Source organism: Halioxenophilus aromaticivorans (genome assembly GCF_042850945.1).
GTDB classification, from domain to species: domain Bacteria; phylum Pseudomonadota; class Gammaproteobacteria; order Pseudomonadales; family Cellvibrionaceae; genus Halioxenophilus; species Halioxenophilus aromaticivorans.
Genome location: NZ_AP031496.1, coordinates 753,000 through 776,054, shown reverse-complemented (window position 1 = coordinate 776,054; position 23,055 = coordinate 753,000). Strand labels below are relative to the sequence as shown.

Here is a 23,055-nt window from a genome sequence, read left to right as displayed (position 1 = left end):
AAAGAAAGGATTACAGTCGCCCATTTAAGGTACTCTTAACAGAGAAAAAGCCGATTCCCAAAGGCATAGGCAGCCCCTATGAAAAGAAAATCAATCTACCTAGTTCTAATAATCGCCTTGGTACTTTCTGCAATAATTGTTCTCCGAAAGACAGAAAACCACGAACCAGAAATATCAACCACGGGCATTTCGATAAACAATGAAACCGACAGCGGTTTAGTTAATAAATTAACGAACGAGATAACGCACCCGGTAAATATTGAAGAAAGCGAAGAGCAGCCGTCTAAGGCCCAACTACTCGACACTTTGTATAAAGATGGTGCAAGGGATGACATTTTACTTGCACTGGCGCCCAAAACACCGGATGAGATTTATTTAGATAATATAGGACACGCAATGGACGGCGACGGCAGAGCAATGTATTGGGTTGCTATGTCTTTAAAAGCTTGCATGGGTGTTAGACCAAAGACAGAAGCCGACGAAGAACGCTGTTTATCCGACATAGATGTCGATTGGTGCAAGCGCTCCCTCAAAGCGGCAAAAGCTGACTACACAAGATGTAGCAACCTAATCGATATGCTCTCAGCGGAAAAGCTAAAAGATTGGAACACACACTATGAGTGGATCGTAAAATCCCATGCGACGGGGGATATCTTGGGCTCCAACACTTATTTTCAAATTCACCCGGATCAATTTAAAGAACCGGAAGCCAAAGCCATCGTCGAAAAAGCCTTTAAAACAGACGCTTTGGATAGCTCAACGCTAGGCAGCTTGGCGTCTTATTTAGTGCAGTATCATGGTAATGTTTATGACCGGGAATACTACAACGGTTATGAGTTGGCCCTGTGCTCACTCTTAAGCGAGTACTGTAACCTCAGCAACCAAAAACAACTAATGTCGTTGGAGTTCCTTCCCAGCCAGATATCCGAAATCGAAGCGAACTCAAAGAAAATCCTATCGGCAATTGACAACGCCGATTTGGATGAGCTTCTTCAATAATGCCTGGCACCCGATAGGTATTTTATGATCAACATTCTTACGCCAGCAATATTTTTGTATTCGGCAATATCGCTGGATAACTCCTCCAGCACCTGGACTAACCGGCTTGCCCATTCAGGGTTTTGTTTAAGCTCTGCCAAGCTTAAAAAATAGGTGCGAATATAAAACGCGATGGCTTGGCTCTTGGGCAGCCGCTCCAGCACCTGCAGCTCCACACGTAGGTTTACTAATTGCGGCAGATCGTTTTCGGAGGTGTTTTGCAGTTCGTGTTGCCATTCGCGACGATTCTCCATGGACATCTCCAGCCTGGGGTGCACACATAAGCCCCAGTTTTTTCGCCGTACCGGCTGGCCGGGCGGTAGGCGCAGCAGGTATTTTAGGGAGCGCTGAAAAACCTGATGCTGGTCTGGCACCGGGCTGTGCCATTGCAGGTAGTTCATACCCAACTTCTCGCTTAACGACCAACTGGCGGGGCCGGTTACCACACCACCTTTAAGCCATAGCTGATTGTCTTGTTGTTGTAATAACGCCCAGTCCCCTGGCAGTTGGCTAGTTAAAAACGGCAGCGGGTCTGGTTTCGATTCGGTGAGCGGGGCATTAGGGTCGAACAGTGTTGGCGCTTGCCCAGTTAAGTGATTTTGCCAAACAAACCCATGGCCCTGCGGGGAATAAATAAAATAATTCGGATAGCTGTGCGCTAGGCGGGCCAGGCTGAGATGGGTGAGTTCCTGGGCGGCATCGGTCACCTCTGGTAATACCTGGGAGTGTTGCGGCGTTGCCTTTAGGGCTCGCCTGCGCTCTTGCAGCTCGGCAAAATAAAATTCATCGACATCAAAAAAGTGCTCGGTGGGCGAGCCTGGGATGCCATCGGTCTCGTGGGGCTCGATATTAACGCTGTACCGATAAGGGCCCTGCACGGGCTGGGTAAAGGGAAATGGAAAACGCGCTATGGCCTGGGCAGATTTTAAGCCTGCAAAGGGCGGCGCAAAGACATGCTCATCCACCGGCTGCGGAACAACGCGCAGACTGGCCAAGGTTAACCTAGCCCCACCATGGCTTTTAAATCTGCCGACAAATACGCGAGATCTTCGGCCTCGTCGATATCCACCAATGCCGGTAATTCTCGCCATTGCCAGCCCAGCGCTTGCATCCTTTGCCGAGTGGTGGGCGCCACCGCCGGTGTACTCCACGCGATATTGCTAAACACCTCGGCCTGACATTCTCGCATAGCCAAGGCTACATAGCCGCCGTCATTGGCGGGCACCAAACAGGCATGGTAATCGGCTAAGGCGCTGTGCATCTGTTGCAATACTTCGCTGGTGAGCGCCGGGCAATCGGTACCCATAACCAACACACCACGGCCTGGGTTCTGTGCAGAAATTTGGCCACAGGCATGGGCCATGCGTGCGCCTAAGTCGCCGTCACACTGGGGCTGATAGCTAAAATCTGGCTGGTTAACGTGGGCGGCAACCGGCCACTGGGCCGGCGTAAAGTGTAAGGATACCGGGCCTATGTCAGCAGCCTTGGCCTGCTGCACAGCGTGCTGCAATAAGCCTTCGGCCAATTGCGCAGCCCCAGCTTCACCCAGGGCTGGTATCAACCGAGTTTTGGCGAAACCAGGCAACGGCTGCTTGGCAAAAATTAATACATGGGTTGGCATACAAGGCTCGCTTGGAATCTCAAAAACTTTAAAACCGGCACTGGTGGCACGGCCGTGAAGAAACGCTTGATACTTACATCAGGAATACCAGCGGGCTAGCCGAACCGGCGACACACCGCACCAGTAGGCGAATCGCAACCACCACATTAGCAACACGGTTTTTACTACGCCGTTTTTTTGCCAACGCCGGCCTGAGGTAATGACCTTTTGCCGAATGCACACCGGCGGGCCATAGCACTTTAACCGCTTGCTGAGTTCGACGTCTTCCATCAATGCGATATCGGCGTAGCCGCCCAAGGATTCAAACACCAGGCGCTGGATAAAAATGGCCTGGTCGCCGGTGGCAATGCCCGTTAGCCGCGAGCGCTGGTTCATCATAAAGGCAATGCATTTTAGCCACGGTGACGCCCCTGCGATACTAACGTTAAACCGCCCCCATACCCGGTTGGAATTATCTAAACCGTCACCCAGTAAAGCCAAGCTGTGCTCTGGCAAGCGTGTGTCGGCGTGTAAAAATAACAGTACATCACCGGTGGCCTGGCTAGCCCCGGCGTTCATTTGCCGGGCCCTGCCCGGGCGGCTGCTCAACCAGGTTAAACCCGATTCCGCCAGCAATTGTTGACTGCCATCAGAACTGCCACCATCGACTAAAATGACTTGCAGTGCAGCTAGATTTTTCACATGGGCCAAAAGCGCAGGCAGGTTATCGCACTCGTTGAATACGGGCACAATCACAGAAACACTGGGGCTACACCTTTGGCAATTCATTTCTACTCTTTAGCAACCCATTGAATTAGTTCATGGAATTGGTACACGGAACTGGACTCAGGGGCGGACATAAGAACCTCACCGTAAAACCCCGGCATTATTCTTTGATTGCAACCTCAAAGCCTGCACACACTTCGCTTTTTTCGGCACAACTTTGTGCCATTGTTACGCCAATATTGTGATAAGTTGGTGACCATTACAGGCCCGCCACAAGCTAACATTGTGCGCCCAGTTAGAGGCACGCTACCGGCGGGCAACAGAATACCGTAAGGTACTGGCTAATCCCATCAATGACTGGGTATCTAAATGAGGCGACCACGTGGAATCTATTATAAACAAGGCCAGTATTGGCGTGATTGGTGGCAGTGGCTTATACCAAATGGAAGCCCTGCAAAACCGGCAGGAATTCAGCCTCGATACACCCTTTGGCCGCCCATCCGGTAATTTAGTGTACGGCACCATCGATGGCGTGAGTGTGATTTTTTTGGCGCGTCATGGCGCTGGGCACCGCCTGATCCCTTCCGAGGTGCCCTACTTGGCGAATCTGTTCGCGCTAAAAATGTGCGGCGTAAAATACATTATTTCGGTGTCCGCCGTGGGCAGCCTGCAAGAGCCGCTAGCGCCTAAAGATATGGTTCTACCGGATCAATTTATCGATTTAACCAAACAACGCAAAACCACGTTTTTTGGCCAGGGCGCGGTGGCCCATGTGTCCATGGCCCAACCGGTTTGCACATTACTCAGCGATTTACTGGCCCAGGCCGTGGCTGAGTTGCCATCGCAAGAAGCGGTGCAGTGCCACCGTGGCGGCACCTACCTGTGCATCGAAGGGCCGCAGTTTTCTTCCCTGGCGGAGTCCAATTGGTACCGCGCCATGGGGGCGGATGTGATCGGCATGACCAACATGCCAGAGGCCAAGCTGGCGCTGGAGGCTCAAATAGCCTACGCCACCCTGGCCATGGTTACCGATTACGATTGTTGGCACCCAAAAGAGGCCAATGTTTCCACCGATTTAGCCTTAAAAAACTTACTGGAAAACGCCGGTAAAGCTCAAACAATTGTTGCCAACACAGTGCGCAGAATAGGCCAGCAGATGCCTTCCAGCGCTGCGCATAATGCGCTGGCCAATGCGCTGGTGACTCCCATGGAAGCCATGGATGAAGCCACCCGCGCATTGGTAGAAGTCTTAAAACAATAGGCTGCTGTAAGAGTTTACTCTGGGGCCTAGGGTTCTACGGCCGCGGTTAACGTATGCAGGGGCTGAGGTTTGGCCAGAAAATACCCTTGGCCGTAGTCTACGCCTAATTCTCGCAACTGTTCGGCGATGGCCTCGGAGCTGACAAATTCTGCCACGGTTTTTAGGCCTAGCTCGTGGGCCAGCTTAGTAATGGAATCCACCATCACCTTGTCCACCCGGTTATTTAAAATATCTTTAATAAACACTCCATCGATTTTTAAGTAATCCACCGGCAGATTTTTTAAATATCCGAAGGACGACAAACCACTGCCAAAGTCATCCAGCGAGAAACTGCAGCCAATTTCTTTCAACGCCACAATAAAGCGTTTGGCGGCTTCAAAATTGCCAATGGCGGCGGTTTCTGTAATCTCAAAACACAGGCCCTGGGTGTCCACCTGGCTGTCTTCGATCAATTCGATGATTTTATCCAAACTCTTTTTATCGCTGATGGTGGTACCCGATAAATTGATGGAACACACCATGGGGCTGGCAGCGGGCCGGCGTTGATAATCACCCAACCATGCCAACGCGTTGCGCACCACCCACATATCAACTTCTTGGATGACACTGTAACGCTCGGCGGCAGGAATAAACGCCCCCGGCGGTACTAATTTGCCGTTCTCACCCAACAGATGCACAAAAACCTCGATGTGGCCGGTGGCTTGGCGCTCGCCTTGTAGGGGTTCGATGGGCTGGAAAAATAACCTCAGAGAATCGGTATCCAAGGCCTGTCGAATTTTAGCAATCCATTCCACCTGGCCTCGGCGCTCGGCCAATTCCAAATCGTTAGGGCGATACAAATTAACCCGATTGCGGCCTTCGTCCTTGGCCGCGTAGCAGGCGCTATCTGCCAGGCTCATTAATTTAGGCAAGCTGGGGGTGTCGCGGGTAATTTTTACCAGGCCAATGGAGGCTCCCACACTAAATTGTTTGCCCTCCCAGGAGAATCGATAGGCTGCTATGGCATCGCGAATAATTTCGGCAATGTGCAGGCCATTATCCTCGTTACAGTTTTGCAGCAAAATGCAGAACTCGTCGCCGCCCATGCGGGCCAGCGTATCATCGCTGCGCAATTGCTTTTTAATCAATTGAGCAATTTGCCGCAGCAGCTCATCGCCGGCCTGATGGCCACAGGTGTCGTTAACGGTTTTGAATTGGTCTAAATCCATAAACCCCAGCACGTGCTGCTCGCCCAGATTTACGCTGCGATTAAGCAAGCGCTGGGCGACACGTTCAAATCCGTTGCGATTAAGCACACCGGTCAGGTCGTCGTGGGTGGCTTGATGAGAAAGCTTGCGCTGCAAGGCTTGGGTGCTGGTGACATCGTGAAATACGGCTACGCAGCCAAAGGTATCGCCAAACTGATCTTTAATGGGAGCCAGTGTGTAGCTTACGGGCTGCTCATTGCCGCGTTTGCCTTGCAGGGTCGTTTGGTTGAAGTCCTCGCTGAGCGCACTGCCCGCCAGTACCTTTTGCAGTTTGCCGACGATGTGGCTTTGGTCTTCACTGTTTAGAAAGACACGCTCGAAGGGAAATCCGCGGGCCTCGGCGCTACCCCAGCCAGTCAGCCGCTCGGCCGCGGCATTAAGGTATTTCACCTTGCCGTTAACGTCCGTGGTTATCACACCATCGGCGATGGAGCCCAAGGTTACCAAGGCACGCTCTTGCTCTTTAAACAGCTGATCTTCCAATTGCCGTTTATTGTGGATGTCTCGCACCAACACAATCAACTGCTGCTGGCCGTTAGCCTCGCCCTGGGATGCAGTAACCTCAACCCGGAACGATTCTCTGCCCGGATGCACACCGAAGGTTTCGATAGTGCGATTCAACTCCAACACACCGAATAGCCGCTCTTGTTTGTCGTCGCGCACAATTCTTTCTTTGGCGAACAACACTTTAATGGACCGGCCAATGGCCTCCGCCGAGGCCACACCAAAAATGGTTTCCGCCGCGGGGTTAATACTGGTAATAATACCCTCGCTGTTACAGGTCAGTACACCCTGGGGTAAATCGCGGACGATGGCCTGGGCCTTGCGCACGGCCTTGTCGATGGAATCCAGCACTCGCTTGTAACGCTCGGCGGTTTGCCCAATCTCACTCAGTGTTACTTGGCCGGTGGGCTCCAAGGCAGGCTCATCGCCGTGTTTATCCAATACTTTCAGCAACCGCTGTAGGCGGCTTTCTATGCCATGCTCTTGGTGGTCTAAGCCATCCAGTTCGGCCTCTTCACTAACTCGCAATGGCCACACGATATTAATTAGTTTAAGCGCGACAAAGCACACGGCAAAGGACCACACAGCAACGCTCACCACGCCCAAAGATTGCACGCCCAGTTGCGCTGCGCGGGTGGTCATTTGCAGTTCGGCCTCATCAATAAACAGAGCCACCGTGAGAGATCCCCAGGCGCCGGCCCCTAAAAACACAGCCACCACACAGGCAACGTCGTCTATCCGGCGTTGAACTAATATGTGATCGATAATAGACATAGCCAGTGCCGCACCCACACCAATAATAACGGCGGAACCGCTGCTCACTGCGAAGCCTCCACCACAGATTGCCACCAAGCCCGCCAAACAGCCGGTAAGTGGTGTTAGCACGCTGCTTTGAGACGACAGTAAATCTAGCCGGCTGACCAGTAACGCGGTGCCAGTGGCGGCAGCGGCGGACAGCAATAGGTTAGCAATAATGGCCGGCACCTGATTACCAAACGCCGAGTCACTGCCACCGACTAAACCGAACCATGCCACCAACAGAAACGCTAAGCCAGCAAAGGCGATGGATACATTGCCCGACACGGTACGCTTGGTACCGGCATCCATAAAGCCACCCAGGCGCGGCCCCAACACCAGGGCTGCAGCCAGTGCGGCGGCACCAGCACTGACGTGCAAAGCCGTGCTGCCGGCAAAATCGACAAAACCCAAGCGGCTTAGCCAACCGGCCGGAGCACCGTCTTGCCGAGCCCAAACCCAATGACCCGCCGCCGGAAAAATTAGCCCCGCCACCAATAACGACAGACACAAATAACCGTTAAATCGCATGCGCTCGGCCACGGCCAGAGACACCACGGCGACACCCGTCACGCAAAGTGCAGCATTGAACAGAAAGTACGCCCCCACGGCCGTGGTTTGGTTGCGAATGTCCACGGCGAATAGGCTGGTGCCCATCCAACCGCCGACGTCGTTACCGGCCATAACGCCAAACCCAATCAGCCAAAAAGCCAACACTGCGAACACAGCACAAGCCATGCCTTTTATGGCGATATTAATTCGATTATTGGTTTGCACCAGGCCAGCTTCTACACACGCAAAGCCCACCTGCGCTGTCAGCACCAGAGCGGCGGAGAGAACCAACCAACTGGGGTCGGTGTTGTCTAGCGGATTTATCATGTACTGCTGTTAGCATCCCTGTAGGTAGTGCAGCCTAAGGCTTTGGCGGCGCGTCTAACGGTGCACATCTTTTGCCCGTAGCGCGGCCACATTTTGTTCCCAGTGTTTGCCGTCAAACGGCTCCACCACCAGCTGTTGCGGGAGCTCATCAAAGGTACGCACATTAACGCTGATTTTATCGGGGTGTGAACGGGGAACATAAAACGCTTTAATTCCACAGTGCTTGCAAAATCGGTGCTTGGCAACGTGGGTATTGAATGTGTATTCGGTGAGCGCTCGCTCACCTTTTACTAAACAAAATTTGCTCTGGGGTACGATGAGATGCAGATACCCCAGTTTGTAACAAATGGAACAGTTGCATTCATCGGCTCTAAGTTGGCCGGACGCCTCTACCGTGTAACGCACTGCACCACAATGACAGCCACCGGAATACACCATAAGTGCCCTCTAATCTTGTTGACCAATGAGCCTGACTCTGTGCAGGTTAGTGCACCGCCACTTTGCCTCACATCATAGCAGTCAACTATCGACAACGAAGCCTATTGGCGCAGTATACCACGGCGATAGTCACAGTTATTTTTTATCGCGTTTAGTTATGTTGAGCTGTTATTAACAAGCGCTAATGTTTGTGCAAGAAAAAGCGTCGCCCATTGTGCGCACACCGAAACATCATTACACGGCGTGGCTTTTAATCTTACCAATCTTACCAACCTGACTTAACTTCCATGATCAACCACTACCCTGCTTAACCATCAACTTTAGCTATCAGCTTGGTAAAATAAACTGAGTTTTACTATGGATAGTTAACAGGCAGACTGCAGGTGTTGGGTTTGATTACCCATCCTTACAAAAACCACATCAACCAATACCATGGAGTATTCTGTTATGAACTTTTTAGCACAAGTATTAACCTCATTATTTTCTTATCACACCGTGCAGCCAGTCGCTTTAAGCATCAGCCAAGAAAACCAGTGTGCCGAAACCGACTGCAACTACGCCGACAATTATTACGGCGACCGTCATTGCAACAACCGCTGCTACTAAGTCACTGTTTTGTCTTGCCAAAACGCGTGCAACCGCGTCTGCAACGCCTCCACACTGTTGGCCACTGCCGGCTGCCAGTGTGGAGGAAACAACGGCTGATACACCGAATGCGTAAACCGGTCATCGATAAGCACCACGGCACCCCTGTCTGATTCGGATCGCACCACTCGCCCCGCTGCCTGTACTACCCGGGTAAAACCCGGTGCGCGAAAACTGTAGTCGAATCCATCTCGCCCCTGCTGCTGCCAATATTGTTGTAGCGCCTTGTTGGTGACATTGGGCTGCCCCATGCCCGTACCCACCACCATGACGCCACGCAATGCGCCACTGGGTAAGTCCAACGCTTCTCCAAATACTCCGCCCATCACCGCCACCGCAACCGTGGGTTGGCTAGCATTAATAATGGCTTCCACAAACACTTGGCGATCGGCTTCGGAGCTGGCCTGGGGTTGCACTACCCAGAGCCTGCGTTGCTCCGCGGGAATTTGATTGAGCAATAAATCCATGTACTCAAACGACGGCATAAACAAAAGATAATTACCCCGCGCGCTGTCCACCACCGCATTAATAGTGGCGATTAATTGGGGCAAACTTTCCGCACGGTTTTGCCAGCGAGTGTTAACGCAAGTTACCAAGGTAACGCTGCGATGTTGCGCAGGAAAATAACTGGGCAATTGCAACCAATGCAAGGCATCGCTATCGCAATCGGATAGCCCTAGGTTATCCAAATAATAGTTGGCCGGATTCAGCGTGGCAGAATAACCCAATTGCATTTGGCTATCACTCCGCCTAGCCGCAATGTAGGGCCCAGCGTTTAAACATATTAATTGGCATTGCACTGCGTTTTTACGTTCGGCGGTAACCACACAAATGTGATGCTCAGCCAAATAATTTTGCAATGCCAAAAATCGCCGCAGCGGCTGTAGGTATTGGCCAATATCATTGCCAAAAAGAGAATCCATTACGCCGGGCAAGGGCTGCGTTCGAGCCTCGTCTATTACCACCAATAATTCTTCCACGGCAGTAAACAGATCGGCCAGGCGACTGGCCGGCAAAGTTTGCTCAAAGCTAAACTGGCCAGCGCTAAACGCTAACTGTGAGAGTACCCGCGTGCATTTTTTATGGCGCTTAACCATAAGCGGCGATTGCAAAGATGGCAGTACGAAATCAGCGATTTGTTGCAAATCGAAACTGGTTAGCTGGGCGCTAAACATAGCTCGAGTACGATCCGGTAAATTGTGCACCTCATCAACCACAACGGCCGGTTTAGCACCTTGCTCCAACACCGCCAACCGAATCACCGGGTCGTACCAATAATTGGCATCGCCGACGACCCAGTCAGCCCAGGCAGCCATTTCTAAGCTGAATTCAAACGGGCACAGACGGTGGCGCAGGCACAATTGCTGTATCGCTTTTTCGTCCAGCCAACCCAGGCTCAGCGCCTCCTGCCGAGCCTTGGGCAGACGATCGTAATAGCCCACACGGCGCGGACAATCTTGGTAGTTTTCGCCATCGCTTGCGGCACAGGGGCAAGACTTACTTTTGGCGCTGATTTGCAACAGCGACAGGGCCAACCCGTGCTTTTGCAGTTGTGTTAAACACGCCAACACCACCTGCTGGCTGGAGCCCTTGGTGGTTAAATACAAAACTTTATTGGCGGCTTGCTCACCCAGGGCTTTCACCAGCGGGAAACACACGCTTAGGGTTTTACCCGAGCCGGTGGGAGCTTCTAACAGCAAATGCCGCGCATCGCGCACGCACCGAAAAACGTGCCGAGCCACCGCTTGTTGTTGTGGCCGATACTCTGGATAAGGAAAGGCCAGCCCTTGGGCAGAGGCAATACTCTTCTCGCGCTGTTGCGCCACCAGGTGCAACCAAGCCGTGTACTGAGCTACCCATTGTTGAGTTTTTTCCGTTAACTCCGCTACTGTGTGAGTACGTGTTTCACTGTGGGTTTTGCGATTGAGCAAATCCAACCGCGTTAGCCGAATATCCAATTGGCTTTGTGCCGGCAGCAGGTCGTGCTCGGTTAATAACGCCGGTTTTACGTTTTCAGCCAACCGCTCGTCGCTGTGTGCTAATAAATAGCCGTACACCAATGCCTGCGCCCAATGCTCACTGGCCCCAAAATCTTGTTGCGGGTCACCCAGGCAGGTTTTTACTTCTTCTACTAACGGGTTTTTACCGGCGGAAAAGCGAGCAAAGTCAATCCGGCCGGCCACTTGCAATGGGCCATGGGGCGTATCAAAAGTATGCTTTACAGAAACTTCACTGAGCCAAGACTTGGGCTTTTTTTTCGCTAACCACTGGTGGCCGGCGGTGCCCTGCTGCGCCGTGGGGCCGGCGGTGCCGCCGGCGCCGAGATCACCACTGCGCGCCACAAAGGCGACCAGGTTACCAACGCTTACCCGAGGCACTTTATTGCCAGGCAACATTGACCACCCGGTGGGCAATGCCCGCTTGATGAAAAAAAGCCAACCAGCGACGCTGATGGGTTTGCAATTTGTCGCCCGGGCCTTTGACCTCAATCAGCTCTGCGCCGCCGGCACTCGGAAAATAAATTAAGTCCGGCAGGCCTTTGCGCCGGGCTCGTAAATCACCCCATAAATAGTCAAAAATGGCCCGCCAATCTTTGACGCTGATATTTTCTATCGCCAGTGTGAGTAACGCCTCGTCCACTGCCGGCCAAAATACCAAACTGTGATTGATACCGTTTTTTTGTTCTAGCCGCTGCAACAAACACGGCAATGGCAAATGTCCGTCTGGGCCAGCAGAAAAAGCCCAAGCTTCGGTTTTGGCCAACACATCGGGCCGGCGTTTGAGAAAATCCTGGCTGTATAAATCGTGGGGCTGGCTCTGAAACGGGTGACTAAAGGCGCCCGCCACCGGGGCAAAAAATACTGGCCAATAAACCAGTGCAAACACGGTAAGAAACAAGTGGTTTTCAACATAAAAACAACGCCCGCTAGCAGATAATTTTTTTGCCACGGCCCACTCCGGTAGGCGCGCGCCCCACTCGCCTGGCTCCTTTGGGCAACGCCAGTGCTCGGTGGGCGGTTGGTATACCGTGGGCTTCGGCCAGTACGCCAAGGGTAATTTTTTTGCCACGCGGTAGGCGAAAGCATGGGCGAATTCAAATTCATCATCGCTGGCCGGAGATTCAGTCATCGCCCGGCAAAGAATGATAGCCTGCTCCGGTAGGCCACGGCTTACCAAAATTCTCGCCTGGCGCTCACGCGCCGGTAGCTCGCCGGTTTTGGCGAATAAACGCTGCGCCTGGGACAACGCACCTAAGCGCTCCAACTGGCGGGCAATATCACACAAGAGTTGACCGCATTTGCGTTCTAACCGGGCATCTTGTGGTTCGCCCGTAGGCGTCGGCACTTGCTCAGCCAAAGCGACTAAGGCTTCAATGTCGTCCCCGGCCGTGTTCTGCCATCGATCAGCCAGTTCTACCACGGCCATGTGGTCACTCACCTGGGCCCAATCGGCAAACAACCGGGTTTGCCGGTTGATGGCGTAGGGCTCAAATTGCGACAGGGCCAGGTCGCGCAGCACAAATTCACTCAAATCCTGCCGCGCATTGCCAAAATACAACAATTTTAACCAGGCAAATAAAGGTTGCGCCCTTAGCTCAACAATCGGTTCTTGGGCCAACTCTAGGGCCTGATCGGGCGACAGTTCCGTCAGTGCGGTTTGCAAGGCACTGTCCATTTCTGTGCGCTTCCAGCCGAGGTCAGCCTGCAAACCGGGCACCAAACCGGCCGTAATTTTGGCCAACCATTCTTTTTTTGTGAACAGCGGTAACCATTCGTCAGCGGCAACGGGGGGTTGTAGGGCAACCATCTGCTCGGCAGCAAGCGCCTCCACTGCCGTTGCCAATTCACCCAGCTCGGGATAGTTCAGCTTGGCCAGGCGGAAATAATTGCCTTTGCGAGACAACAGCCGCACCAACAGCGCTTGGGCATTGGGCGATAGCCGTTGAAACCGGTGGATAAACTGGCCGTAGGGCTTGGGCAGTATTTCTGAGTACTGCTGCTGCACCCCCTCTAACAATTCCAAAAAGTTAGCTAGGTAGTAAAGCTGAGGTAAAGGGCTTACGACTTGCATGCTTTAAATAGAAGACCAAGAGAGCAGATGGCCAAAGCGGCACACGGTTGGAACGGCGATTGGGGCGAATAAGCTAGTCAGGCACATGGGCTATTTTTACCAGACTCTGGCACTAAACACACTGCCAAGCAGTGACGATAATGGCAGTTAATACCCAGGCCATGGTGCGGCTCTACTTATTAGTAACGTAATTAGTGCACTTTCGCGCCAATTGTTGATCCATCTTTTACAGTCAAAGTTGCTAATTGCCACTATGCTTATGTAAGGCTCATCTAAGCCTATTGTTTTTAAGGATAGAAACCCATTAGCGCGGCATGCGCGTACCCGTTTTAGCGAATTAGGCCATCACTGCGAAGACCATGAAGCCCCCATTACTGAAAACCGCGCGCAGCGCTTGGCGTCATTTGTTTGGTAACAACCCGCCATCACTGAAAACAGACAGTATCCACGATTGGCTCAAAGACGCACTGGGCAGCCACGCTCACAATCATCAGGCACCTCAAGCGGCTTCGGCACCGACACCCTCGGCCGAGGGCAATGGTACAAGTGCTGAAACCGAATACCAGCCGGCCAACGATGTGGAAGCCCGCCATGGGGTGTTTAGCTTTCGCCAACTCACCCCCAAGCGCCTGGACTGCCGATTTAAAGCCCAAAGCCACAAGGGCTCCCGGGATAGAGACTATCGGCTTTTTATTCCCAGCAACTATCAAAACGGTAAAGCCATGCCCTTGGTGATGGTGCTGCACGGTTGCCATCAAACCAACCTCGACATCGCCAAAATAGCCAATTTGGACCAGATCGCCGAGCAAGAAGGCTTCTTGGTGGTGTACCCGTTTGTGTCTAGCTACACAGGCTTGCGCGCCAAAAACTGCTGGGCTTGGTGGCAGCCGGCGCAAACTCGAGCCGGCCAGGGCGAGGTGGCGGATCTCAACGGCATCTTAGATGAAGTCTGCGAGCACTACACTGTGGACAGCTCTCGCATACACGTCGCCGGTTTATCCTCCGGTGCCGGAATGGCGGTGGCGCTGATGGTGACCCAATCCGAGCGCATCGCTTCTGGTTGCGCCGTGGCCGGCGTGGCCTACGGTGAGAGCGCCCAGGCGGTGCAGCTATTCCAGCCCATTCCCACGCAATACCGTCCGGTGGCGAAGCTGGTTAAAACCATGGAAGCGCAAATGCCTGCGGCCAAAACGCCGGTTCCCTTAATGATTGTGCACTCCAGAGACGACGAAGTAGTGCCTATTAAAGCTGCCAAAAACCTGCGCGACAGCTGGGCCGCGTGCTTTGGTATCTCGCTGCACCGTAAGGCACGGGTTGAATCCGGCCAAACCGGCGCCAGCGGTTGGCGCTTTGCTCGTTATCGCGGCCAGTCGCCGCGCCAGCACATCGAAACCTGGTGGTTGGACGGGCCAGGCCACGGCTGGTATGGCGGTAAAACAGGCAAATTCAGCTACCCCAACGCACTCAACGTGTCGCAACGTATGTGGCACTTTTTTAAGCACCATCACATTACGGGCCAATAACTGTCGCTCTCAAAGCAATCTGACCATCCTTGACTACACTGTGAGTGCGAGCACGTTATTTTGCCAGTACAACTGGATGGTCGATGATGCCTTTTTGGACGCACACGCGAGAGAACAAACCGACACGGCTACCAATTAACATTACCCTGTTGGCGCCCCTACTGGTGCTGTTCGGTGTATTGTTAGTGCCCTGCAGCCAGGCGGAAGTCCGCTTGGGAGAAAAGTGGGTGCTCTCGGCCCAGGGCACACTGGGCATGGTCTACAACGATGATGGCGACGCCCGCTTCTACCGCGACATGAGTCAACGCAAATCGGACTTTAGCCAGCTTAGCTACCAAGCCGATACCCGCCTAGGCTTGCACCTAAGCTACCGCCCCACACCGGCACTGAGCGCCGAGATTCAAACCCTGACTTACTACGGGTTATCCAACCGCTTTCAAAGCAAGTTATTTTCAGCCCTAATCCGCTGGCATTTCGCCGAAAGCTGGAAACTGCGCGCGGGCATGATCCCACTGGAGACCTTCTACAATTCCGACTCCATCCACGCCGGATTTTCCTATTTGTGGGCGCGGCCGGCCACGGAAATGTACAACTACAACATCGCCAGCGGTTATCGCGGCCTGTCCCTAGAGAAGCGGTTTTTAAATGGCCTCAACCAAACCCAGATTCACGCGTTTGGGGGCTACCTGGGCGATGCGGTGAGCTTGGATTCCGGCGAAGACTACGACTCCCACCACTCCAAGATTTATGGCGGCTCATTGAAATACACCCTGGGCTTTACCCAGTTTAGCTTGGGCTACACCCATTTCGAAATTGACGAGCACACCACCCTCAAAACCGATAACAACTTGTTTATCAACGCGCCGGGCGATGCCACCCCAACCCGAGAACAGATCGCCTTTTTAGTGACCACGTTGGCCGAGGATTACAAAATCGATTACGCCTACGCGGGCGTTGCCACCGGCCTTGGCCGGTGGCGCATCGACGCCGCCGCCGGCACTATTCGCAGTGGTTATCTCACTGCCGATGGCAGCTACAACGGTTACATCAGCGTGGGTTATCGCAAACAAAATTGGACGCCCTACATTCGGCTTTCCTACGCTCATAACGACGGCCCCACCCGCACAGCCATAGAATTACCGGAGTTTGTGGCGCAAGCCATTCTGTTCGGCGCCCGGCCGGCCCGAGCCAATCAAACCAACCTGGCCCTGGGCGCACGCTTTGATTTAGCCGATCAACTGGCCGTAAAACTGCAATATAACTACGTGCGCAACACCGAAAACCCCACCTACCTATGGCGTAACGAAACCAGTGATTGGGACGGCAAAAACCAGTTGTTATCGCTGGTAATGGACTTCACGTTTTGATGCTGCTCACTCGCCAACGCTACAAACGCCCCCGGAGCATGCGGCTGGCGCTGTTGCTTTCGCTGTATGCGTGGCCAGTATTAGCCCACAGCGAAAAGCTCTACGTCATAGTGAACCCCACCTCCGGGGTGGAACAACTGAGCAAAAACGAGGTGGTGAATATCTATATGGGACGAGATCAAACCCTCACCCGGCAGCTCACCGCCCTGCCCATTGATATCAACGCCGAGTTTCCCGAGAAGGGTTTGTTCTACCAACGCTTAATCAACCGCGATATCGCCGAGGTCAATTCCTATTGGGTGCGCGTGATGTTCTCAGGCAATGCCTCTCCACCGCGTGAGGTCGATAACTACGAGCGGGTGAAAAGCCTTATCAGAAATAACCAAAGTACCATCGCCTACGTTCCGGAGGCCGTGCTCAATCAGCTCACACCTGAAGACTGCAAAGTCGTCTATGTGCTAAACCCGTAGCGCATTTTCCGGAATAGGCGTTCAAACATTCCCTTAAGAATGCCCAGTGGTTGATAACAACGGCTGGGCGGGCCGGGGTAGCTTACCGCGCCAACATTCTTCCATAGACCTTCAACTATACTCAGTGTGGGGCTTAAATCATTACTGCGCCACGCCGTGCGTTTTTTTTGCTAACTGAGGCGCCAAGCCTGCGGCCCCATGGCGCATATCACAGGGGATTCTCCTACACTTACATTAGTTGTTCGTGGAATAGGTATTCGTGTTAACTAAAAATTATTCAAACCGCAGCCCAGTAAGAGCTGCAAATACCGGTAATAATCGCTGATGCCATTACGGTTTCATAACAGCCTAGTGTACAGGGCACTGAAGTTCTTTTTGCTGCTGATTGCGGTTATCGGCGGCATTGCCTTGGTGGTCAATTATTCGCTGGCCAGCGCCGAAATAAAACACCGATCGCTGAGTCAAATTAAAGAAGTTCTCAACGCCATAGAACCCAGCGCTCAGATTTCGGCGTATTTAAACGACAAAAGTATCGCCCGGGAAATTGGCCGAGGCCTCATCAAAAACCCCATCATCAGCCAAGTGGATTTAATCAACTCTGACGGCCACCCACTGGTGTCCATCTCCCGCGGCAAACGCTATACCGACAGTGACACCAAAGTACAACGCAGGCTGAGTTCACCGTTTGATAGCTCCGTGGCCGTAGGCACCCTGTCGGTAGTGCTGGATAGCGACAAATTAAACCAGGAAAAAATGCGCTACTTAATCAGCGTATTGGCGCCAACGTTCCTGCAAACCCTAGCCGTGGCCATAGCCATGGTGTGGACTGGGCTGGCCGTGTTGCTACCCAAGGTTCGGGTGTTCTTAAAAGACATCGAAGACCTTGAGGTACAAAACGGACAAAAACTGGACGCCAATAAATACCAGGTGGGTGGCGAAATTGCGCGCATCACCGAATACATCAACGGCTTAATCGATAGAATGTTTGCTGCCCTCAACAGCGAGCGCGAGTTGCGCCAAGCCAGCGAGACCCAGCACAAGCAAATTGCCGCCATAATTGAGAACGCCCGATCCGGCATCTTTGTGGCGGACAAAACCGGCAAGCTGTTATCGCTTAATCAGGCCTGCCAGGCCATCGGCCTGCGCCATGGCAACGCTCTTTCCCCCGGCTGTAACATAGTGGATATGTTACCTCCCAGCCTAGACGGCGCCAGCAATCAAATTACCAAGTGCTTAGGCAAGGCGCAAAAGCTACATCTGGAAATATTCTTGCCGCCGCAAAATGGCAAGCGCGAAATGTGGCTGCAGTTGAACCTCACCCCCATCGATCAAGACACCGCCCAAGGTGTTATCAATGACATCACCGCGTTAAAAAGTGAAAGCATTGCCGCGCAAACCCTGGCGCGCACTGATCCACTGACGCAATTGGGCAACCGGCTAGGCTTTGAAACCGAATTTAATCGGCGCTTGGCCAACACCGGTGACGGCAAGCAAAGCCTGACCTTGATGTCCATCGACCTGGATCAATTTAAAGCCGTGAACGACACCTACGGTCACGATACCGGCGACCAGGTTTTGATCTACGTTGCCCATCAGCTACAACAAATTACCCGCAATTCCGATTATATCTGCCGCATGGGCGGCGATGAATTTAACATCGTGTTGGACGACATTAGCCAAGAGATGTCAGCCAAACTGGCCGGTCGTATTGTTGGCAGGTTACAAGAAGCCATCGTCTTGCAGCCCGATCAATCGGTGCAAATTGGAGCCAGTATCGGCGTGGTCTTTGTGCCGAAGGGAGGCAAGGTATTGGCCGATGACCTTCTGCGCAAAGCCGACAAAACCATGTACCAAGTGAAACACGGCGGTCGCAATAACTTCGCCGTGGTAAATTTCGTCGATAACACCAACGAGTTATCGGATTCCAAAGAACACACCTCCACCGGCTAATATCGCATCGGCCATGGCCCGGGTGGGAATTGAGCAGACGGGAATTTTTTTGAGTCATCCCCCACCCATTTGTGACTTTTTCTTAACCCTAAATAAACAGTATTTACCCCGCCAATAGTACTGCTAAAAAATTACCTCCCAAATAGCCGTAAAGCCCTACACTTACTGGGCTGCATGCTGTATAAAGTGCCCTTATCTTCCCCGGCTCAAAAAGCCATCCCCAACACCCAAAAGGTGTTGTCTATAAAAGTACGTTAACGGGTCTATCGGCAAGTCATCCCTGCGAACCATCCAGCAACGTCATAAAAATTCTACAAGCAGCCATCAGCGACACAAACCAAACAATGCCTGTTTCGTTTACGTTGATACATTAATAAAGCATTGAAGGAGACACATATGTCTGAATCAGACAAAAATGAAAGTTTCAAACAGGCATCGCTTAATTATCATCGCTTTCCTCGCCCAGGTAAGTTAGAAGTTACCCCCACCACCCGCCTAGACACTCAATCTGATCTGGCCCGCGCCTACTCTCCGGGCGTTGCCTACGCCTGTAGTTTAATTGAAGAAGATCCTTCCGCTGTTGCCGATATGACCGCGCGCGGAAATTTAGTTGGCGTAATTTCAAATGGTACTGCGGTATTAGGCCTGGGTAATATCGGCCCATTGGCATCCAAGCCTGTGATGGAAGGTAAAGCCGTTTTATTTAAAAAATTCGCCAACATCGATGTTTTCGACATCGAAGTTGACGAGCCCAACGTCGATCGTTTTGTCGACATAGTGACTGCGCTCGAGCCCACTTTTGGTGGCATTAACTTAGAGGATATTAAAGCCCCTGAGTGTTTTGAAATTGAGCGTATGTGCCGAGAAAAAATGAACATTCCGGTATTCCACGACGACCAGCACGGCACCGCTATTGTGGCCGCCGCCGCTGTGTACAACGGGCTCAAAATTGTCGACAAAAAAATCGAAGATGTCGTATTGGTAGCCAGCGGTGCCGGCGCTGCCAGCTTGGCCTGTATCAATCTCATGGTCAGCATGGGCCTTAAGAAGGATAACGTTTACGTTTGTGACAGCCGTGGTGTTATTTACCAAGGCCGTGCCGAAGGCATGAACCGTTACAAAGAAGAATACGCGCAAGTCACCGACAAACGCACCCTGGCAGAATGCCTGGACGGCGCAGATATTTTCCTGGGTTTATCTGGACCGGGCACGGTAACGGCAGACATGCTTAAAGGCATGCGCGAAAACCCCCTGGTACTGGCCATGGCCAACCCCATCCCAGAGATCACTCCGGAAGAAGCAAAAGCCGCTCGCCCAGATTGCATCATCGCCACCGGCCGTTCGGACTACCCCAATCAGGTAAACAACGTCCTGTGTTTCCCGTTTATTTTCCGTGGTGCATTGGACTGCGGCGCCACCACCATTAACGAAGAAATGAAAGTGGCCTGTGTTAAAGCCATTGCCGAACTGGCTATGCAGGAATCTACCCACGAGGTAGCCGAAGCCTACGCCGGCGAGCAACTGAAGTTTGGCCCAGACTACATCATTCCTAAGCCCTTCGATTCTCGCTTAATTGCCACCGTGCCTCCCGCCGTAGTTAAGGCGGCCATGGAATCCGGTGTGGCCACCCGCCCCATCGCTGACCTGGAAGCTTACCAGGCCGAGCTGAACAGCCACGTGGTTCGCACTAGCATGTTTATGCAGCCGGTGGTTGATATGGCCCAGGCCGGTGACGAAGTTGCCAGTATTGCCTACGCCGAAGGTGAAAACGAAACCATCCTACACGCCATTCAAAGTGTGGTAGACCAAGCCATCGCCAAACCAGTTTTGGTTGGCCGAGAAGACGTTATTCAGCAGAAGATTTCTGATTTGGGCCTGCGCCTAACCATCGGTAAAGACATCGACGTGGTAGATCCACTGCAAGCCGGCCTGATGGAAAGCCTCACCGAGGACTACCACGCCATCGTCGGCCGCATGGGCTCTTCCTACGAGGCCTGTGAAACCATGTTGCGCACCCAATCCACCGTGGCCGCAGCCATGTTGGTACAACAGGGCAAAGTGGACGGCATGCTGTGCGGTAAAGTAGGTCGCTACGATTATCACCTGCGTCGCATCACCGAAGTATTTGGCATCAACCCAGAGCAGCCCCACCTCACGTCAATGTCTACCCTGATATTAAAAGACGGCCCGCTGTTCTTCACAGACTGTTTCGTAAACATCGACCCAACCATCGAACAGATCGTACTGTCTGCCGCGTCGGCTATTGAGCAAGTAAAGCGCTTCGGCGTAGAGCCAAGAGTCGCGTTGTTGTCGCACTCTAACTTCGGCACATCTTCTGCGCCATCGGCCAAAAAGATGCGCAAAGCAGCTGAGATTCTGCGCAAGCAGTTTCCAGATCTCAGCATCGACGGCGAAATGCACGCCATGACGGCGCTAAACGTTGAGTACCGTGAGGACATCTACCGTCACAGCCAGCTAGAGGGCGTCGCCAATCTGTTGGTCTTCCCTAACATGGATGCCGCTCACATTGCCCTGGGGCTGATTCGTCGCAAGGCCAACGGCACCCTGGTAGGCCCGATCCTATCCGGCTTGGCCAAGCCAGCTCACATTTTGATCAACTCCGCCACGCCGCGCGGTGTTATCAACATGAGTGCCCTGGCCGCCGCCGATATCTTGAGCCTGAAAAAGACCCAAACGTCTTAATCACAGAGCTCAACATCGACAGCCAACCCCACAATGAGCGCTCCGGCGCTCATTTTTTTTGCCCACCAGTTCAAATCTTCGACCCTTTAGCGGGAACTGATCACGCTTTTACATAATCGAACGCAAACTGATCACCTTGAAATGGCGTATTCCGGAAGAATGGAATAGAGTATTAGTATTAAAACCAGTAGTAATGCCTGATAAACACGGGCTTGGCTCTGGATCGACTAGTCAATCTCGTAGTAAATGGCCCCCGGCCGCAAAGCATTCGCAACCGATTATTTACCTATGCAATCAGATTCAACAGCCCTAGACACAGGTGAGGACGCCTTGCCTTTTCATTTTGACACTGCCATCGCATCCGGTGTGTTCGTGCGTATGGATGTCGATCAAGACTTAGATTGCGACTTGAAGCCCAACCCAGAGGACTTCTCGATATCGCTGCCGGTGTGTGAGGCCAATACCAACAGCAACGTGCGGCCCATCGCACTACAGCTGAAACCTCAGCCCACCGCAGACGAGCCTCGCACCAGCATCATTTTGGTGCTTGAAGAGCCCCTGCCGCCGGTGTCCGAGCTGGAGCTACACTACCACCCACAAGAAGCCTTGATGTGGTCTAACACCTTAGATGACTCCATCAACGCGTTCATTACCCATATTCCGGTGAAGCTCTCACGGCACGAGCCAAAAGAGGCGTTCTCCACTAAGCTGCTGGAAACCATCGCCAAAAAAGCCAAGCCCGAAGCGGGGCCACCGCCGGAAGAGCCGGTGATTACCGCCATGGACGAAGCCCAAATCAGCATCGCCCTCAACCGCTTTCTGATCCCACACCAAGGCGTAGCCGTGGGTGACTTTCGCGCCGAAGCTCAAGATCGCTGGTGTACGGTGGCGGCAGCGGCGGTACGCCAGGTTTCCTCAGAAGAGCCCCACGAAATACAACTGGCCCTGAAGGAGCCCCTGCAAGCCGGTGACGTTATCACCATTGCCTTCAAGGCTAAGCGCTACCCCATCACCTCCATGGATGGCTCGCAAATTACCAATTTTAAAGTGGCCGCCAGTTACCAAGGGCCGAATCAGTTTTCTGTATTAGCTATCGAAGAAGGCGCTGGCACCACGCTGGTGCCCGCCAGCAATGAGAATACCGAGGCCATGCAGCGGCAGGCGCTGGAAACCATCCTCGATGAAAAAAGCGCGCCCGCGGCCGAGCAACCCGGCGCCATGAACAAATTGGGCGGTTTAGTAGGCCGTAAAAAAGCCAGTGAGCCTAAAGAGCGCCGTCCCATAATGACCTTCGGCCAGAAGATTATATTGGCACTGTTCTTCTGTTTGGTCGCTTGGTTGGGCTTTACTGCTTTCCAGTTGTCCTCTGGATTCTCGGAAACCCATAGCGATGCGCCGCCTCAGATCATAGATCGCTCAATTAACGCCGACGCCGATCAAGCCGCCGAAAGCGGCAATGGCGCGCTTCTGGATACCACCGCCGAGCCCTGCAGCCTGACCTTCGATTCCGGCAACCTCTACGACGGTACCTGTAACGGCGCCGGCAAGCCCCATGGCCAGGGTAACTTCCAGTGGGTATCCGGCAGCTCCTATGAAGGTAACTTCTTCAACGGCCACCGCCAGGGCAACGGCTTTATGACCTACCCCAACGGCGCCAAATACGAAGGCCAATGGATGAACGACAAAAAACACGGCCAGGGCACCTACTGGAGCGAAACCGGTAACCGCTTTGAGGGCGAGTTTGAACACGGCAACATGACCTCTAACGGCACATGTTTTATGGCCGACGGCAGCGAGGTAGCGGGTTTTTGTCCTAATTAGTTTTACCTAATACGCCC

16 protein-coding genes are annotated in these 23,055 nt (G+C 52.9%); 9 read left to right on the top strand and 7 right to left on the bottom strand.

From position 1 onward, the window contains the following. The first annotated feature begins 78 nt into the window (after positions 1–78). The gene (locus tag ACGHM3_RS03540) at positions 79–999 is read left to right on the top strand and encodes a hypothetical protein (RefSeq protein ID WP_345420131.1); all 921 of its coding nucleotides are present in this window, start codon (positions 79–81) and stop codon (positions 997–999) included. Here ACGHM3_RS03540 and ACGHM3_RS03535 read toward each other — a convergent pair. From ACGHM3_RS03535 to ACGHM3_RS03525, 3 genes are all read right to left on the bottom strand, one after another. Then, positions 993–2,033 (bottom strand): DUF3445 domain-containing protein, encoded by a 1,041-nt coding sequence (locus ACGHM3_RS03535; RefSeq protein WP_345420128.1) that lies wholly within the window; start codon positions 2,031–2,033, stop codon positions 993–995. The genes ACGHM3_RS03540 and ACGHM3_RS03535 overlap by 7 nt on opposite strands. A 2-nt stretch (positions 2,034–2,035) precedes the next feature. Beyond that, entirely contained in the window at positions 2,036–2,659 is a 624-nt protein-coding gene (locus tag ACGHM3_RS03530; protein ID WP_345420125.1) for a TIGR04282 family arsenosugar biosynthesis glycosyltransferase, read from the bottom strand. A 78-nt stretch (positions 2,660–2,737) separates the two neighbouring features. Continuing rightward, positions 2,738–3,427 (bottom strand): TIGR04283 family arsenosugar biosynthesis glycosyltransferase, encoded by a 690-nt coding sequence (locus ACGHM3_RS03525; protein WP_345420122.1) that lies wholly within the window; start codon positions 3,425–3,427, stop codon positions 2,738–2,740. Between the two features lie 319 nt (positions 3,428–3,746). Here ACGHM3_RS03525 and mtnP point away from each other — a divergent pair, with 319 nt between their 5' ends. After that, positions 3,747–4,625 carry an S-methyl-5'-thioadenosine phosphorylase gene (gene mtnP, locus ACGHM3_RS03520; protein ID WP_345420119.1) on the top strand — a complete coding sequence of 293 codons (879 nt, stop codon included), beginning with the start codon at positions 3,747–3,749 and terminating at the stop codon, positions 4,623–4,625. A 26-nt stretch (positions 4,626–4,651) separates the two neighbouring features. On the opposite strand, the gene ACGHM3_RS03515 is transcribed toward mtnP, so the two are convergent. Both ACGHM3_RS03515 and ACGHM3_RS03510 read right to left on the bottom strand, forming a co-directional pair. Next, complete coding sequence (locus tag ACGHM3_RS03515) at positions 4,652–8,050, bottom strand: EAL domain-containing protein (RefSeq protein ID WP_345420116.1); 3,399 nt, start codon at positions 8,048–8,050, stop codon at positions 4,652–4,654. Between the two features lie 54 nt (positions 8,051–8,104). Further along, on the bottom strand, positions 8,105–8,488 hold the full coding sequence (locus tag ACGHM3_RS03510) for a GFA family protein (RefSeq protein WP_345420113.1): 384 nt from the start codon (positions 8,486–8,488) through the stop codon (positions 8,105–8,107). A gap of 447 nt (positions 8,489–8,935) precedes the next feature. Here ACGHM3_RS03510 and ACGHM3_RS03505 point away from each other — a divergent pair, with 447 nt between their 5' ends. Next, a complete protein-coding gene (locus tag ACGHM3_RS03505; protein WP_345420110.1) occupies positions 8,936–9,094 on the top strand; it encodes a hypothetical protein in 159 nt (52 codons plus the stop codon). Here ACGHM3_RS03505 and ACGHM3_RS03500 read toward each other — a convergent pair. Continuing rightward, the gene (locus ACGHM3_RS03500; protein WP_345420107.1) at positions 9,091–11,529 is read right to left on the bottom strand and encodes an ATP-dependent DNA helicase; all 2,439 of its coding nucleotides are present in this window, start codon (positions 11,527–11,529) and stop codon (positions 9,091–9,093) included. The two genes, ACGHM3_RS03505 and ACGHM3_RS03500, sit on opposite strands and share 4 nt — an antisense overlap. Then, a complete protein-coding gene (locus tag ACGHM3_RS03495; RefSeq protein ID WP_345420104.1) occupies positions 11,513–13,204 on the bottom strand; it encodes a VRR-NUC domain-containing protein in 1,692 nt (563 codons plus the stop codon). Before ACGHM3_RS03495 ends, ACGHM3_RS03500 begins: the two co-directional genes overlap by 17 nt. 359 nt (positions 13,205–13,563) lie before the next feature. On the opposite strand from ACGHM3_RS03495, the gene ACGHM3_RS03490 reads away from it, so the two are divergent. The 6 genes from ACGHM3_RS03490 (at position 13,564) to ACGHM3_RS03465 (ending at position 23,038) form a co-directional block, all read left to right on the top strand. Next, positions 13,564–14,727: a PHB depolymerase family esterase gene (locus ACGHM3_RS03490; protein WP_345420101.1), complete on the top strand. Its 1,164-nt coding sequence runs from the start codon at positions 13,564–13,566 to the stop codon at positions 14,725–14,727. Between the two features lie 83 nt (positions 14,728–14,810). Next, positions 14,811–16,094 carry a hypothetical protein gene (locus ACGHM3_RS03485; RefSeq protein ID WP_345420098.1) on the top strand — a complete coding sequence of 428 codons (1,284 nt, stop codon included), beginning with the start codon at positions 14,811–14,813 and terminating at the stop codon, positions 16,092–16,094. Further along, entirely contained in the window at positions 16,091–16,564 is a 474-nt protein-coding gene (locus ACGHM3_RS03480; RefSeq protein WP_345420093.1) for a hypothetical protein, read from the top strand. The genes ACGHM3_RS03485 and ACGHM3_RS03480 overlap by 4 nt, the downstream gene beginning before the upstream one ends. 324 nt (positions 16,565–16,888) lie before the next feature. Then, a complete protein-coding gene (locus ACGHM3_RS03475) occupies positions 16,889–18,514 on the top strand; it encodes a sensor domain-containing diguanylate cyclase (RefSeq protein WP_345420090.1) in 1,626 nt (541 codons plus the stop codon). A 396-nt stretch (positions 18,515–18,910) separates the two neighbouring features. After that, a complete protein-coding gene (locus ACGHM3_RS03470; protein ID WP_345420087.1) occupies positions 18,911–21,217 on the top strand; it encodes an NADP-dependent malic enzyme in 2,307 nt (768 codons plus the stop codon). Between the two features lie 288 nt (positions 21,218–21,505). Further along, positions 21,506–23,038: a hypothetical protein gene (locus ACGHM3_RS03465; protein ID WP_345420084.1), complete on the top strand. Its 1,533-nt coding sequence runs from the start codon at positions 21,506–21,508 to the stop codon at positions 23,036–23,038. Positions 23,039–23,055 lie beyond the last annotated feature (17 nt).